The sequence below is a fragment of the Cyclobacteriaceae bacterium genome (assembly GCA_013141055.1).
Lineage (GTDB): Bacteria > Bacteroidota > Bacteroidia > Cytophagales > Cyclobacteriaceae > ELB16-189.
In genome coordinates this window covers 2,960,871-2,974,282 of record JABFRS010000001.1, presented here as the reverse complement: position 1 = coordinate 2,974,282, position 13,412 = coordinate 2,960,871, and the positions used below count along the sequence as shown (strand labels likewise).

At 39.8% G+C, this 13,412-nt stretch carries 13 protein-coding genes; 6 read left to right on the top strand and 7 right to left on the bottom strand.

Annotated features, from left to right (window positions below; translation table 11 throughout):
* Nucleotides 1–51: 51 nt before the first annotated feature.
* From HOP08_13245 to rsmG, 4 genes are all read right to left on the bottom strand, one after another.
* A complete protein-coding gene (locus HOP08_13245; protein NOT75885.1) occupies nucleotides 52–1,620 on the bottom strand; it encodes a phosphatase PAP2 family protein in 1,569 nt (522 codons plus the stop codon).
* Nucleotides 1,617–2,546, bottom strand: a complete 930-nt coding sequence (locus HOP08_13240; protein NOT75884.1) for a hypothetical protein — start codon at nucleotides 2,544–2,546, stop codon at nucleotides 1,617–1,619. The genes HOP08_13245 and HOP08_13240 overlap by 4 nt, the downstream gene beginning before the upstream one ends.
* A gap of 154 nt (nucleotides 2,547–2,700) precedes the next feature.
* A complete protein-coding gene (locus tag HOP08_13235) occupies nucleotides 2,701–3,234 on the bottom strand; it encodes a hypothetical protein (GenBank protein NOT75883.1) in 534 nt (177 codons plus the stop codon).
* A gap of 77 nt (nucleotides 3,235–3,311) precedes the next feature.
* The gene (rsmG, locus tag HOP08_13230) at nucleotides 3,312–3,932 is read right to left on the bottom strand and encodes a 16S rRNA (guanine(527)-N(7))-methyltransferase RsmG (protein NOT75882.1); all 621 of its coding nucleotides are present in this window, start codon (nucleotides 3,930–3,932) and stop codon (nucleotides 3,312–3,314) included.
* Between the two features lie 126 nt (nucleotides 3,933–4,058).
* Between rsmG and HOP08_13225 the strand changes: the two genes are divergently transcribed.
* From HOP08_13225 to HOP08_13205, 5 genes are all read left to right on the top strand, one after another.
* Nucleotides 4,059–4,409, top strand: a complete 351-nt coding sequence (locus HOP08_13225; protein NOT75881.1) for a hypothetical protein — start codon at nucleotides 4,059–4,061, stop codon at nucleotides 4,407–4,409.
* A gap of 288 nt (nucleotides 4,410–4,697) precedes the next feature.
* Nucleotides 4,698–6,164 (top strand): potassium/proton antiporter, encoded by a 1,467-nt coding sequence (locus tag HOP08_13220; protein ID NOT75880.1) that lies wholly within the window; start codon nucleotides 4,698–4,700, stop codon nucleotides 6,162–6,164.
* A 70-nt stretch (nucleotides 6,165–6,234) separates the two neighbouring features.
* Nucleotides 6,235–6,744, top strand: coding sequence for a GNAT family N-acetyltransferase (locus HOP08_13215; GenBank protein NOT75879.1), 510 nt, complete (start codon nucleotides 6,235–6,237; stop codon nucleotides 6,742–6,744).
* Nucleotides 6,745–6,820: 76 nt separating this feature from the next.
* Nucleotides 6,821–7,564, top strand: a complete 744-nt coding sequence (locus HOP08_13210) for a methyltransferase (protein ID NOT75878.1) — start codon at nucleotides 6,821–6,823, stop codon at nucleotides 7,562–7,564.
* Nucleotides 7,565–7,572: 8 nt separating this feature from the next.
* Entirely contained in the window at nucleotides 7,573–8,088 is a 516-nt protein-coding gene (locus HOP08_13205) for a class IV adenylate cyclase (protein ID NOT75877.1), read from the top strand.
* On the opposite strand, the gene HOP08_13200 is transcribed toward HOP08_13205, so the two are convergent.
* The 3 genes from HOP08_13200 to HOP08_13190 all read right to left on the bottom strand — a co-directional run bounded on the left by HOP08_13200 (nucleotide 8,085) and on the right by HOP08_13190 (nucleotide 12,016).
* The gene (locus HOP08_13200) at nucleotides 8,085–9,632 is read right to left on the bottom strand and encodes a tetratricopeptide repeat protein (GenBank protein NOT75876.1); all 1,548 of its coding nucleotides are present in this window, start codon (nucleotides 9,630–9,632) and stop codon (nucleotides 8,085–8,087) included. The two genes, HOP08_13205 and HOP08_13200, sit on opposite strands and share 4 nt — an antisense overlap.
* An 811-nt stretch (nucleotides 9,633–10,443) precedes the next feature.
* Nucleotides 10,444–11,052, bottom strand: a complete 609-nt coding sequence (locus HOP08_13195) for a sigma-70 family RNA polymerase sigma factor (GenBank protein ID NOT75875.1) — start codon at nucleotides 11,050–11,052, stop codon at nucleotides 10,444–10,446.
* A gap of 139 nt (nucleotides 11,053–11,191) precedes the next feature.
* Nucleotides 11,192–12,016, bottom strand: a complete 825-nt coding sequence (locus tag HOP08_13190) for a glycosyltransferase (protein NOT75874.1) — start codon at nucleotides 12,014–12,016, stop codon at nucleotides 11,192–11,194.
* 252 nt (nucleotides 12,017–12,268) lie between these two features.
* On the opposite strand from HOP08_13190, the gene tgt reads away from it, so the two are divergent.
* The gene (gene tgt, locus HOP08_13185) at nucleotides 12,269–13,399 is read left to right on the top strand and encodes a tRNA guanosine(34) transglycosylase Tgt (GenBank protein NOT75873.1); all 1,131 of its coding nucleotides are present in this window, start codon (nucleotides 12,269–12,271) and stop codon (nucleotides 13,397–13,399) included.
* The last annotated feature ends 13 nt before the right edge of the window (nucleotides 13,400–13,412 follow it).

Here is a 13,412-nt window from a genome sequence, read left to right as displayed (position 1 = left end):
TATTTAATTATGTACCTGCCCGTGTCCAGCGGTCAGGATATCTTTATTATCTTAATTAGCACCGTCACCGTTAGCAAATGCAACTGTGAACCCTGCAACTTTAGTTCCTAATTCAGTTCCTGCTACACAATCCGTACGATAGTGAATTGCGCTATACAATCTTGACATAGCAGCTTCTTCAGACATGGTATTAAAATCCTTTGCCCCTGCAGGGAAAAGATAACTTAACACCGTTGCCGCTGAAGCTGAAAATGTTGAGTGTCCTGAAACATATGATGGAAAGTTTGGCAAACCTGTGCTGGTCTTGATTGTAGGATCCAATTGTGCTGGTCTTGCATTGAAATAAAAGTACTTTGTGTCCCAGCAAGCAACAACCGCGTCATGCATTGACATGTTGAGCAATGCAAAGGCACGAGCTGCTCTCACCTCACTAAAACGCGCGTCACGGATGTATTCCTCAGCAATATCATTCCAGTGTCCTGGAGGAGAGTAAGTTCCAACTCCGTCAGCCCACTTATGTACAATAGCAAGTCTACCTCTGTCAAGATTATCAGCATAGAATTTTACTTCAGCAAGTTCCTTTGCCATTTCAGAGGAACCTGCAACTGGTGGAGGAACTGGTCGAACATCGATAATATTCTGAGTTGTCATGCTCCAGCATTTTACCGAAGCTCCATTTACTCCATTTAAACCAAAGAAGGGAAGCATCGGAGGACGAGGAGGCAAGTCCTGGCTCAACCAGGCAACATCCTGTCTGCTCTCAGCATTTGCTTTCAAGCCATCCCATAATGGTTTCGAACCAATTGCATTTCTCATTCCGTCGCCACCAGCGCGGGCAATGAATACGGCGGCAACTGCTTTTCCAAGGTTAAGTCCAGCGGTAATATCGCTTGGTGTTGCTTTACCAGCCCAAAGAGCAGCACTACGTTGCTCGCCTGCTTTCAATGTAATTTCTTCAATAGCAGCTGGAAATAATGATTTCAAAATATCTGCAGCTGCTCCTGACATTACTGCATCTTCTGATGGATATGAAGGCAGGTCGGTTTTTGGCATCAATGATTGGATCGCCGGATCTACATTGTAAGGTGCAGGTCTGTTATATTGATATTTATAATACCATGCTGCTTTCAACGCATCATACTGTGCTACCGATGCGTAGCTATAAGCTCTTGCGGCATAGGGAGGATTTGAAAAAGGAAATCCCGGATCAGCAAATGGATTCTCAGCATCAGGCCCAGGATAGCTTCCATCTGGATTTGGTGCTGGAGGAAGGTTGTAACGTGCTACTAAAGCACGGAAGATTTGATTCCAACGAAGAATTCCTCCTACACTCCAGTACTCAATAGATTTCTTTTGCGCTGGCGTCAGTTTGCTCTGAAGATCTTTGATCGTTGCAAGCTCAGCGAGATAAGCAGCTGATCCTACAAGTGTCGGTGCTGGTACAGCAATCTGATTGATTGGATTCAAAAACACAGGAGCCCATGTTCCTGCATTTGCATCAATGCTAAGCGGAGCCTGTGCTACTAAATGCTCACTGTTGTCAATGTCCTTGCAGCTGATCGGCAGCAATACAACTGCGAAAAAAAGAACTGCGATTTTTGAAAAATGAATTGATCTCATGGCTGTGGAACAGTTTCGTTTTTAGAAGAGAAATGAAAGGTATAAAGCAAGCCGCCCATCAGTGTGGTGGCCTGACCAACGTTGCGGCCATCAACTGTATAGCTGAAAGAGGCACGTACGGCAAGATTCTTAGGTTTTGGAAGATAGTACATCAGCAATGCACCAACTTTTGAATAGTTCATTCTATTCGAAACGAAAGGCATATCCTGACGACGGATGTCACCACCACCCAAAGTATTTTGCTGTGAATAGAAAGCTTCCGCCTGGATACCATTTTTATAGTAACCCAGCATAGTTGTGAAGTCGTACACATCGTTCATTTTTACCTGATCAGTAAAATACAACTGGCCATCGCTGTAGTAGGATGGTCTGTCAAGCTTAACGTTGCTTCTAAGAGTATAACCTGTGCTTGCATTGATATACCATCCACTGTTAAGATGGTAGTTACCAGTAACACGCGCCGTGAAATTTGTGCTTGCCATTCCTATTGAAAGCGGTAAAAGATCCGGTGTATAGTTTGTCAGTGGCGTTGATGCTGTTCCTACTGCAAAAGCACGAAATCCGCTGGATGCAAAATCTTTTGCAAAAAACCTGTACTTCACGGACAATGATAAATCCTGAATCCCTTGCATATCTGTCAATGTACCCTGGCTTGCATGTGTTTTCACAAATGGCACCATCGCAATGATGTTCATCTTTTCAGTCACACCATAGTTACCCATCCAGGTAATACTCTGCGTTGTGATCGTTCCGATGTTTGCGTTATCACGCTTCAATCCACCTTCCCAATAGTCTTTCCACTGGTCATGGGTGTATAGAAATCCTGTGCAAAAGGCACCCTTTGGCATCAGCAAGCCATCGGTTAGCGATTGTGCTTGTGCACCGACCGCAAAAAGTGAAAAAATAATTACGTAGACTCTCTTCATATGTGTTAAAAAATGGGTTTCGGGGAATTCCGATCGATCAATTGAATTATGCATTGATGATCAGAGGTGACAACAAAAGTTGTCCAGAACATTCAGGAGGACTTAATACATTTCCCTGTCAACCAGGAAAACCAATTAAGAAGCTGATGTTCGATTAAGCGATGCGTTCAGGAGGATGAACGATCGAAGGAGAAAATGTTGGTACGAGAGATTGAAGTGCTGAGATGTAAGCAACTTCTAAAGACCAGCCAACCACAGAAGATTTAACTGATACAATATTTGAAATGTATTCCTTAATGAAACCCGGAACTGTCTTAACATTCTGTTTCGCATCTACGGGTTTATCTGAAAATGCCTGAGCAAGTTCTTCCTGTTGCTGATTAATCCTATTGCCTTCGTGATCTTTGACACAGGCAATCAAAACGGCATCAAGACCAATTTTCTGCTTAACAATTTTGTACAGCTCACCTTGATATTCAAACTGGCCGTCAGCCTTTTCCCATTCTTTCTCCTGAGTAACGTATGGGACACTGATGGGTATTTCGATGATTAGTTCCTGTGAATTGGATCTCTCATCGTCAACGGAGCTGATGGAGTTATGATATTTCCAGCCCTCGAAAACGAGGTAATATCCCGCTATGTTTAGCGTGATAATAAAGAGAAAGAAGAGGGCAATTGCTTTTCTCATCACCGCAAGGATAAGGAAAATTTCAATGCTGATGCAACAAGTTGATTAAAAATATGCTGTTTAAAAGCTAAAAAAGGCTACAATGGCATGTAAACGACCTTTTTAGTCTCGAAAAAATCCTCCTTAAAGAATGTTGGAAGGTCGTAAAGACTATAGGGTCGCTTCAGTTTATCCATCTCTTCATCAAGATCTCCACCCTTTAAGTACAATATTCCATTATCAATTGTATGAAGGGATTTCGGTTTGATCTTGTTATTGACCCAACCATAAAATTCCTGCATCTGGGTCACTGCACGACTCACAATAAAATCATACTTTAACTTGAGTTGCTCTGCGCGATTCTGTTCTGCGATAACATTTGTCAGGCCTAATCCCTGAGCAACTTCTTTTACAACCGTTATTTTTTTCCCGATAGAATCGACCAGATGAAACTGTGTATGTGGGAAAAGAATTGCTAGTGGTATGCCTGGAAATCCGCCACCTGTTCCGACATCAAGAACATTTGCTTCCGGTAAAAAGGAAATCACTTTTGCAATCCCTAATGAGTGCAGTACATGATTTACATACAGGTTTTCAATGTCCTTCCGGGATATGACATTAATTTTTTCATTCCATTCCTTATACAGAGGTCCCAGTTTTTCAAATTGATTACGTTGTTGTTCTGTAAGATATGGGAAGTATTGGGTAATGGTAGTGATATCCTGCACAGCTGTAAGATTATTTGATTCCGAAAGTTAATTCAAGTTAAACGTATTCTTAAGGATCAGCATGAGCTTTTACAAAAGGCCTTTTTTTATTTATATTTAATCATAATCTTCTTCATTTTGACCATTCCCTTCCATCATATTAGAAAAGTCACAGCCATTCTCTTTGCAACAATGGCCATTTCTTTTATTGGATTCTATGCGACAAACGCTGCAGCAGCACCGGGCAATTCAATTAATTATTCCACACAAATTCAATACACCGAGTGCGGAAATCCAATTCAATTCATCGAATTGAGTGATCATTCAATTTCCCTAACTGAACTCTCCAAAGTCTCCTTTGTTCCAAAAGCTAACGAACTCTCAACCTTCGATGCTTTTAGCGCTGCGTTATTCACTAATGACGGATTGAATGTCTCACGCTTCCTCCACCACACGTTTTATACAGTGGTGAACATCAACGCACCTTAGCGTTTTCGTGCAAAATTTACGGAGTACAATTTTCTAATTTATTTCTAATCCGGGTTACGAAAGGACTTCTGACTTAAGGGTGTCATAAAACATCATCCTATTTCAGTCTTCGTAACTCATAATTCAACTTTTATGAAGAACATCATTGATTTAATCAAAAGACTTTGGTTCGTAATAGCAATTCTTGGAATGACGGTACTGCTCTACATCGCCATGTCACGATAAAAATGACTATATTCTCAGGCGGGATTATGTCTCGCCTGCTTTTTTTAAATTTTAAAGAACTCAATGAAATTATCTGTTGAAAATGTATTACTCTTTGGATCTGTCCTCTTGTTCATCAGTGTTATTGCAAGCAAGACGTCATTCAAATTTGGAATACCAACACTTATTCTTTTTCTCATAGTAGGAATGCTGGCCGGATCGGATGGTCCCGGAGGAATTTATTTTAATGATCCGAAAATTGCTCAATTCCTTGGGGTTGTAGCACTTACTTTCATTCTCTTTTCCGGCGGACTTGATACTAAGTGGGAAAGTGTAAAGCCCGTCTTACGAAATGGAATTTCATTATCCACCATCGGAGTTTTTATTACGACCGTCTCGGTCGGTCTATTTTGTTCGTACTTGTTAAACTTTACAGTTCCGGAGGGTCTTCTTCTTGGTGCCATTGTATCCTCGACAGATGCCGCGGCAGTTTTTTCCATTCTAAGATCACGAAGTATTGGATTAAAAGGGACCATACGACCCTTGCTCGAATTTGAAAGTGGAAGCAATGACGCAATGGCTTATTTTCTTACCATCAGCTTCATTTATCTCGTCCAGGAGCAGGATGCATCCATTGTAAGTCTGATTCCAAAATTCTTTACAGGGATGATACTAGGTGCTGCCAGCGGATACTTTTTCGGAAGAGTTATGATCTGGGTTGTTAACAAGATCAAACTTGATATTGTCGGCCTTTATCCTGTATTAATTCTTTCTCTTGTATTCTTCACATTCTCATTTACAGATACTATTGGGGGAAATGGATTCCTTGCTGTTTACATCTCAGCGATCATTCTTGGGAACAGCAACTTTATTCATAAAAAAAGTATGATGAAGTTTTATGATGGGCAAGCCTGGCTTATGCAAATCGTTATGTTCCTTACGCTGGGTCTACTTGTATTTCCATTGCAGATCGTTCCAATTATTCCACAGGGCTTACTGATCTCTCTCTTTCTTATTTTGGTCGCCAGACCGCTGTCAGTCTTTATAGCATTATCCTTTGCTCATGATCTGAACTTCAGGAAAAAACTTTTCATTTCGTGGGTAGGATTAAGGGGGGCTGCCCCTATCGTATTTGCAACTTATCCCCTGCTCGCACATATTCATTATGCAGACATGATCTTCAATCTTGTCTTTTTCATTTCTCTTTCCTCGGTGCTTCTGCAGGGGACTACTTTGCCTCTTATGGCAAAATGGCTTCATGTGAGCGTACCTCCAAAGTTGAAAAGAAAATTTCCGTTGGATATTGAGTTAAAGGATGATTCACGTTCGGAGCTTATTGAGCTGGACATTCCTGAAGATTCACCAGCTGTTGGCAAGGCTGTCGTACAACTAAAACTTCCCAAGACCGCACTCATTGTTCTCATTCATCGCGAGGACAAATATCTCACCGCTGATGGTGATACCATTATTCAACCGATGGACCACTTGCTAATCATGGCTGATAATACCGACACAGTCAAAAAAGTCTTAGAGTGTTTTGCTGTTGCTTAGTCTGAAAAAGGATACTGAGAAAAAGAAATATTAAATCCGATCAGTAACTTACTGCAAAAACAAATTCTTCATGCAGATAAAGAACAGTACTCTTCAGGATATCGACACAATTTTTGATTTATATACTGCAGCGATTGAGCATCAAAAGAAAGTATTCAATAAGCATTGGCTTCCTTTCGATCGTAGAATGGTGGAAAAAGAAATCCTTGAAAATCGGCAGTGGAAAATAATAATAAATGATGAGGTTGCATGCATTTTTGCAATAACTCACAATGATCCGATGATATGGAAAGAGAAGGACAAAGATCCATCAGTTTATATTCATAGAATCGTAACTAATCCATCTTTCCGGGGTCAGTATTTTGTCAAAGACATTATTGCCTGGGCCAGGATATTCTGTAGAGAGAACGGAAAAGAATTCATCCGGATGGATACCTGGGGAGATAATCAAAAGCTTATCGACTACTATACTCAATGTGGCTTCAAATTTCTAGGAATCACTCAAATGGGGATTACTGAAGATCTTCCGAAGCATTATCAAAATGCAAGTCTCAGTCTCTTTGAGATCAGCATCATTTAAACCAGTAAGTTCATATTGAAGAAAGTATTCCATGCAAGTATGAATCATTGCTACCTTTACAGCAAAACCTCTTCTCATGCTTTTGGCCTTTAGCCTTCTTCAGCTTACCAACGGAATTCTAATCATCTTTTTCCTCTTTCTGGTGTTTAGATTCATTGAAACCAACTGGTCATATAAGATAAGCAAACCATATCAGTGGGAGGAAGCGGTTCGAAGCGGAGTTGTTTCCAAAAAATTGAAGAAGATTGAAAGATTTTATCGGGACAAAGTGAGGTTTTATACATTCTGGCTTCAAATCAACAGGCTAAAGAAAGAGTCAGTTGTGGGTGCCTTAGCAGAAGTAGGAGTTTATAAAGGTGAGACTGCCAGGATCATTCATGAAATTGATAACACCCGACCTCTGCACCTGTTTGATACATTTGAAGGATTTAATAAACAGGATCTTGAAATTGAGAACTCCAACCACACCAACTACTCCATCGATTTTTCTGACACCGAAATTGAACTCGTAAGCAAATTTATAAAGGGAAATGATAACATCTTGTTTCATAAAGGCTATTTTCCGGTAACAGCTGAAAACTTAAGACAGGAAATCTTTGCCTTTGTCCATCTTGATGCAGATCTATATAAACCAACATTAGCAGGGCTGGAATTCTTCTACCCACGTTTGTCACCCGGCGGTGTTATTATTGTTCACGATTATAATCACAACTGGCAAGGTGTGACTAATGCAGTAGATGAATTCGTGAAAACTATTCCAGAGAATCTCATGGAAATTTCTGACTGGCAGGGAAGCATAATGATTATAAAAAATAAATAATCGTGAAAATGAAAAAAATGGCCTACAAGGATTTTACGATCAAGGCCATTGTTACAGACTTCTCAAGAACTGAAAGTCTTCTCAAGGATCTGGCAGTATTAAAGGGCATTGACCATCAAAAAGATACTTATTTTAATGTATCAAAAGGGAAGCTAAAACTCCGTCAGGGAACAATTGAGAACCTGATAACACATTATGAAAGAATTGAAGATGATGGAATGGAGAAAACAATTGTCTATCAATATGATGCGAATCCTACCCGGAACCAGATTGATTCACTTTTTCAGAATCACAAAATTATTGGTACTGTTGAAAAAATAAGAAGGATATATTTCTCAGGAATTATAAAAATTCATCTGGATACTTTGCCCGACCAAAGAACATTTATTGAAATAGAAGCTATCGATAGTTCAGATTCTATTCAAAGCGAAGAGCTGAAAGCACAGTGCATCTCAATGAAGAGAAAACTCGAAATCAGTGATGAGTATCTTGTAAAAACGGGGTATCTGGCAGCAGAATCCTAGGGTTTTTCTTCCGAGACAGTTTCTACCATTGAGCTACTGAGTGAGTGGTTGATTTCTTTTAAAACCGAATCAAGTTCATTAGCTGCATTATCAATCTCACTTAATAAAAAACCGGTTTCATTTTCTTTTATCGCACCGATCTTGACCAGATTAATAAGTCCAAGGATTCTTGTTAAAGGGCCGCGAACTCTGTGCGAATTATGAAAAGTGTACTGAATAAGCTTTTCATTTTGCTCAAATATCTTTGAAGTTTTTTCTTCTACAAGTTCCTGAAGATTCTCATTCATCGCCGCGATCTCCTCGTTAGCCCTGCTTAACTGCAATGCCTGATCCTGAATAGATGAATGTTGCTCTTGAATTTGCTGGTTAAGAAGAGTAAGTTCATTTTTCGCTTTCCGGTTTTGAACTAACAATCTGTAATAGATAATCGCAAGGATAGTAACAATGACTGCAAAGATGGCGCTAAAAATGAGCAGCGACCTTACAACTACCAGCTGCTTCTGGTTCATCTCAGCCTGACGTACGAGATTAAGATTTTCTCTTTCCTTTTGCTCAGACTCATACTTGGTTCTTAATTCAATCCCTTGTCTGTTTTGAACCTCATTGTACAAACTATCTTCCAGTGCAAGAAGCAATTCATGATGCTCAAGTGCTTGCTTAAAGTTGCTTCTTCTCTTATTTAAGTCGACAAGATTCTTATAAACATTTACCAACAATGGTTTAAAATTCTCTTTTTCGCCTATCACCTTTGCCTTCTTTATAAATTCTAAAGCCTCCGTGTATTTTCCAAGTTCAATGAGAGAGTGTCCGACATTATTCAACGCACTGGCTTCCTGAAGCGTTAATCCTTTTGACTGGTCGATCACAATTGCTTTTTTGTAAAATTCAATAGCAATTCTGTACCGGCCCATTTCATTATTGACCAATCCAATATTTGTAAGCGTATTAGCCAGTTTTCCAGGCTTATGCAGTTTAGTATAAATTATTTCCGCACTATTCAGATATAACAATGCTGAATCAAGTTGTTCTGAATTAATCAAGATGAGTGCTATATTATTCTGAAGATCAGCGACTGTTTCTTCATCTTTTACTTTCTGGTTGATTACGAGTGCTTTTCTGTAATTCTCCATAGCAGCTTTGTAATCATTATTAAAGTAATAGTGATTGCCGATCACCTTAAAAACAAGGCCCTTCAAAAAATCATCCGATTCACGCTCACTTAGTTCTAAAGCCTGGACATAGTTTTCAAAAGCTTTGTCGCGCATACCAAGCCTTGAATAGTATTTACCTGTATTCAGGATTGCATATGCTAATCCCAATTGGTCCTGCGATTGAATCGCAAGCTTTCTTGCCTGCTGCGAATATTCAAAACTCTTCTTCAAATCTGCATTGACCATCAAAGAAGCAGCATCATTTAAAATCCAGATTTTCTCATGAACTGAAGTGGCTTTTTCAAAACGCACCTGAATACTGTCCATCGCTTTCTCCTGACCATAGATTTTTAGGCTTGAAAAAAGTAGTAAGACGAGAAAAGACCGTTTCATGAGGAATTTGAGGGGTGTCAAAATTTGGGAGGACAAAGGTAAGATTTTCTTCTTGCCTAAGATGCTTTAAGTCAACGCAATATGTATTTTGGATAAATCTTATGTCAACCCTTACGACAAATTACACTTTCAGGTTACCACCGAAATGGATAATAGTTTTCACGCTTTTCATCAGCGCATTTTCTTGCTTTGGAATTGATTTTACGACTTCTCCAAAATATCAAACGTTTGAAAACGCTTCTAAGGGATTACGATCAAGTAAACCAAAAAGCACTATTTCTTATCGAAATGCTCTGATCAAGCTAAGGCAGAAATTATTTTTAAATTCTTTCAATTTTTCTTTAGACAACATAAGATCATTAGGTCACAGGATTAGTGTATTAATGATTCAATCGTCCAAAGATCTTTTCAACAGAACCAACCTCAAGAAAAGCTTTAACACTCTTATCCTTCATCAAAATTCAGATGAAGATCTTATCCATTCAATACAAGGATAAATATCTGCCAGGTTAAGACTGGCTTCATTCATTCTTATTAATCATCCCAATAGCGCATACGCGTGCTGCTACTATTTCATGAATTTCTTAAAAAAATTATTAAGAGTATTTTTTGTTGCTATTATAATTTGCCTTGCCGGATTTGGCTCGGGAATGACAGGCTTACTACCGAACTATCGTCATAGATTTCTGGACAATGAAATCAAAATAGAAAAATTGGATCGGAAAAGAGGGGGCAGATCGAAGAGTCTGAAAATTAAAAAATTATAGAGCAAGAGTCAGGGTCAGGAACAAACTCTTGTCAAATCATACTCCTACATATGTTCCTTCTTGTTTTTCACAAGATCGTACATGAGTTCACGTGCGCGATGAAGTTGAGCTTTTACGGTTCCCAGTGGGGCCTCTAACTCAACAGCAATCTCTTCATAAGACAATTCATGAAAATATCGTAACCGTACAAGCTTTTGATACTTTGCAGGAAGCATTCCCACAAATACCTGAATCAATTCTTCCTTTTGTGATTTAATCGCTTCCTCCTGGGGATCAGGATTCTGATCTTTTACATCGATAGATACTGATTGTCCATCATCATCGGTATAAGTATTTTCGATGCTCATGGTATTGATCTTTTTCTTTCGAATAAAGTCAATCGTATTATTCGTGGCAATTCTGAAAAGCCATGTACTGAAAGTAAAATCTTTTTTGAAACGGTGCAGGCTTTTAAAAGCTTTAGCAAACGACTCTATCATTAAATCCTCTGCATCGTCAACATTACGAACCATTTTCAGGATCATATGATACACAGGTCGCTTGTAACGCTGCAGCAATTTTGCAAAAGCCTTGTCATCTCCTGCAACGGCGCGATCGATCAACTGAAAATCCTCCAGCGCTTTAGACGAAAACCTGTTTTCTATTTCTTCCATCGTACTCGTCTGGAGACCAGCGCCCCAAGACCCGTTCCAAGATAGTAAATGGCGTAATTAAAATCTAAAAGTGGCGTTTTCCAGGCCTCAAAATTATCCCCCAGCACTCGGGAAGTGCGATGAACAAGTCCTATCAGCACTATTTCGCGCAGAAAAAGCCAGCCCACAAAAAACTTCCATAGTCCGGTAAAATAAATATTAAGGGCAGTACGACCACCCAACTCAGCACCCAGGAAAGCGAAAATATTCCCAATAGAATCTTATCTGAAAATTTATAACGCTTACCAACAGAAAGATGCCTGAGTTTTTGATAGAAAAAAGCTTTCCAGGTTTTCTTCGGTTCAGAGGGTATTAATGAGTCCTTGCCGATGCTTACAACCGTATTGAGTTTTGTCGCATGTTCATTTACAAAAAGATCATCATCACCTCCTGTGACCGGGAGATGCTTGTTAAATCCCTTATTCGTAAGAAAAAGATCTTTTCGATAAGCAAGATTGCGTCCTACACCCATGTAAGGTTTACCTAGCAATGCCCAACCTATAAATTGTATTGCGGTGACCAGCGATTCAAAACGTATAAAAGAATTTAGATAAGAATCTTCCTTTGAATATGGAGAGTACCCAATCACTATTTCTTTACCCTGCTGAAAATTGGAAGCCATCGACTGAATCCAAAGATCACTGGTGGGTCGACAATCAGCATCGGTAAGCAATACCCAATCATTAGTTGCTGCTTTTATGCCCAGCGTCAATGCGAATTTTTTCCCATTAATATGCTCCGGCAAATGACGAACGCGTACCATCTTCAGCTTACTATTTTCCTTTGTTGCTTCCAGCAGATAATCGTACGTACCATCGTTGCTCCTGTCTTCAACAATGATCACTTCAAAGTTTGGATAGTCCTGCCGTAATAATAATGGAACCAGCTGCCTGATATTTTCCTCCTCATCATGTGCGCAGACGATAACCGATACAGGCGGGCGTGTATCCTGTTGGGTGGGCAGTCTTTTTCTGGAAAAAGCGACTGTTAAACTGATCAAATAGATCAGCTGAATCCCAAGAATCGTCCAGGCAATAATCAGTAAGGATGTGAATAAAGAGACCATTTTTCGAAGCGGCAAAGATATATTAATTGTCCAATGAAGAAACCCGAAATCGACGAGCTTTGTGGCAAGACAACATACTTAAGAAAGCAATGAAGCTTATCTTTGTGCTCCATGAAATTTCAAATTCTCTCAAAAGACCCACAATCTAAGGCAAGGACTGGAATTGTTTCCACGGCTCACGGTGATATACCAACACCCATTTTTATGCCTGTAGGAACTGCCGGATCCGTTAAAGCGGTTCATCAACGTGAACTGGAAAATGACATTGACGCCAAAATCATCCTCGGAAATACCTATCATCTTTACATGCGTCCGGGACTTGAAATATTAAAAAAGGCAGGTGGTCTTCATAAATTCAATGGCTGGAGCCGTCCTATTCTTACTGACAGTGGCGGCTATCAGGTTTATTCGCTCTCTCAAAATCGAAAGATTAAGGATGAAGGAGTAACATTTAAATCGCATATTGACGGCTCTTCACATTTTTTTAGTCCCGAGGGAGCAATGGATATTCAACGAATCATTGGTGCGGACATCATGATGGCTTTTGATGAATGTACACCTTACCCATGCGAGTATAGCTATGCAAGAAAATCACTGAAGATCACGCACGACTGGCTTGCCCGATGTGTAAAACATTTTCATAGCACACCAGCTGCCTACGGTTATGAACAAACATTATTTCCTATTGTCCAGGGGAGCGTTTATCCAGACTTAAGAAAGGAATCAGCAGAATTCATCGCATCACAAAATCAACCGGGAAATGCTATCGGAGGTCTTTCTGTTGGTGAACCACATGAAGATATGTATGCCATGACGGAGCTTGTTTGTGGAATTCTCCCCCAGGATAAGCCTCGCTATCTGATGGGTGTTGGAACACCTGAAAACATCCTTGAGTCCATTGCGCTTGGTGTTGATATGTTTGACTGCGTAATGCCCACCCGCAACGCCAGAAATGGAATGCTCTTTACAACAGAAGGGATTATCAATATTCGAAATGAAAAGTGGAAAGATGATCTTTCTCCTTTGGACGTAGGACTAGGGGGCCATGTGAGCACTTTTTACTCAAAAGCTTACCTGCGGCACCTTATCATAAGTAAAGAAATTTTAGGCGCGCAAATTGCTTCCATCCACAACCTGACCTTCTATCTTTGGCTGGTAAAGCAAGCCCGTCTTAAAATAGAGGAAGGCGTTTTTACCGAATGGAAAAATAAAATGATAAAAACCGTATCTCAAAGAATGTAAATGTCTTGCCATA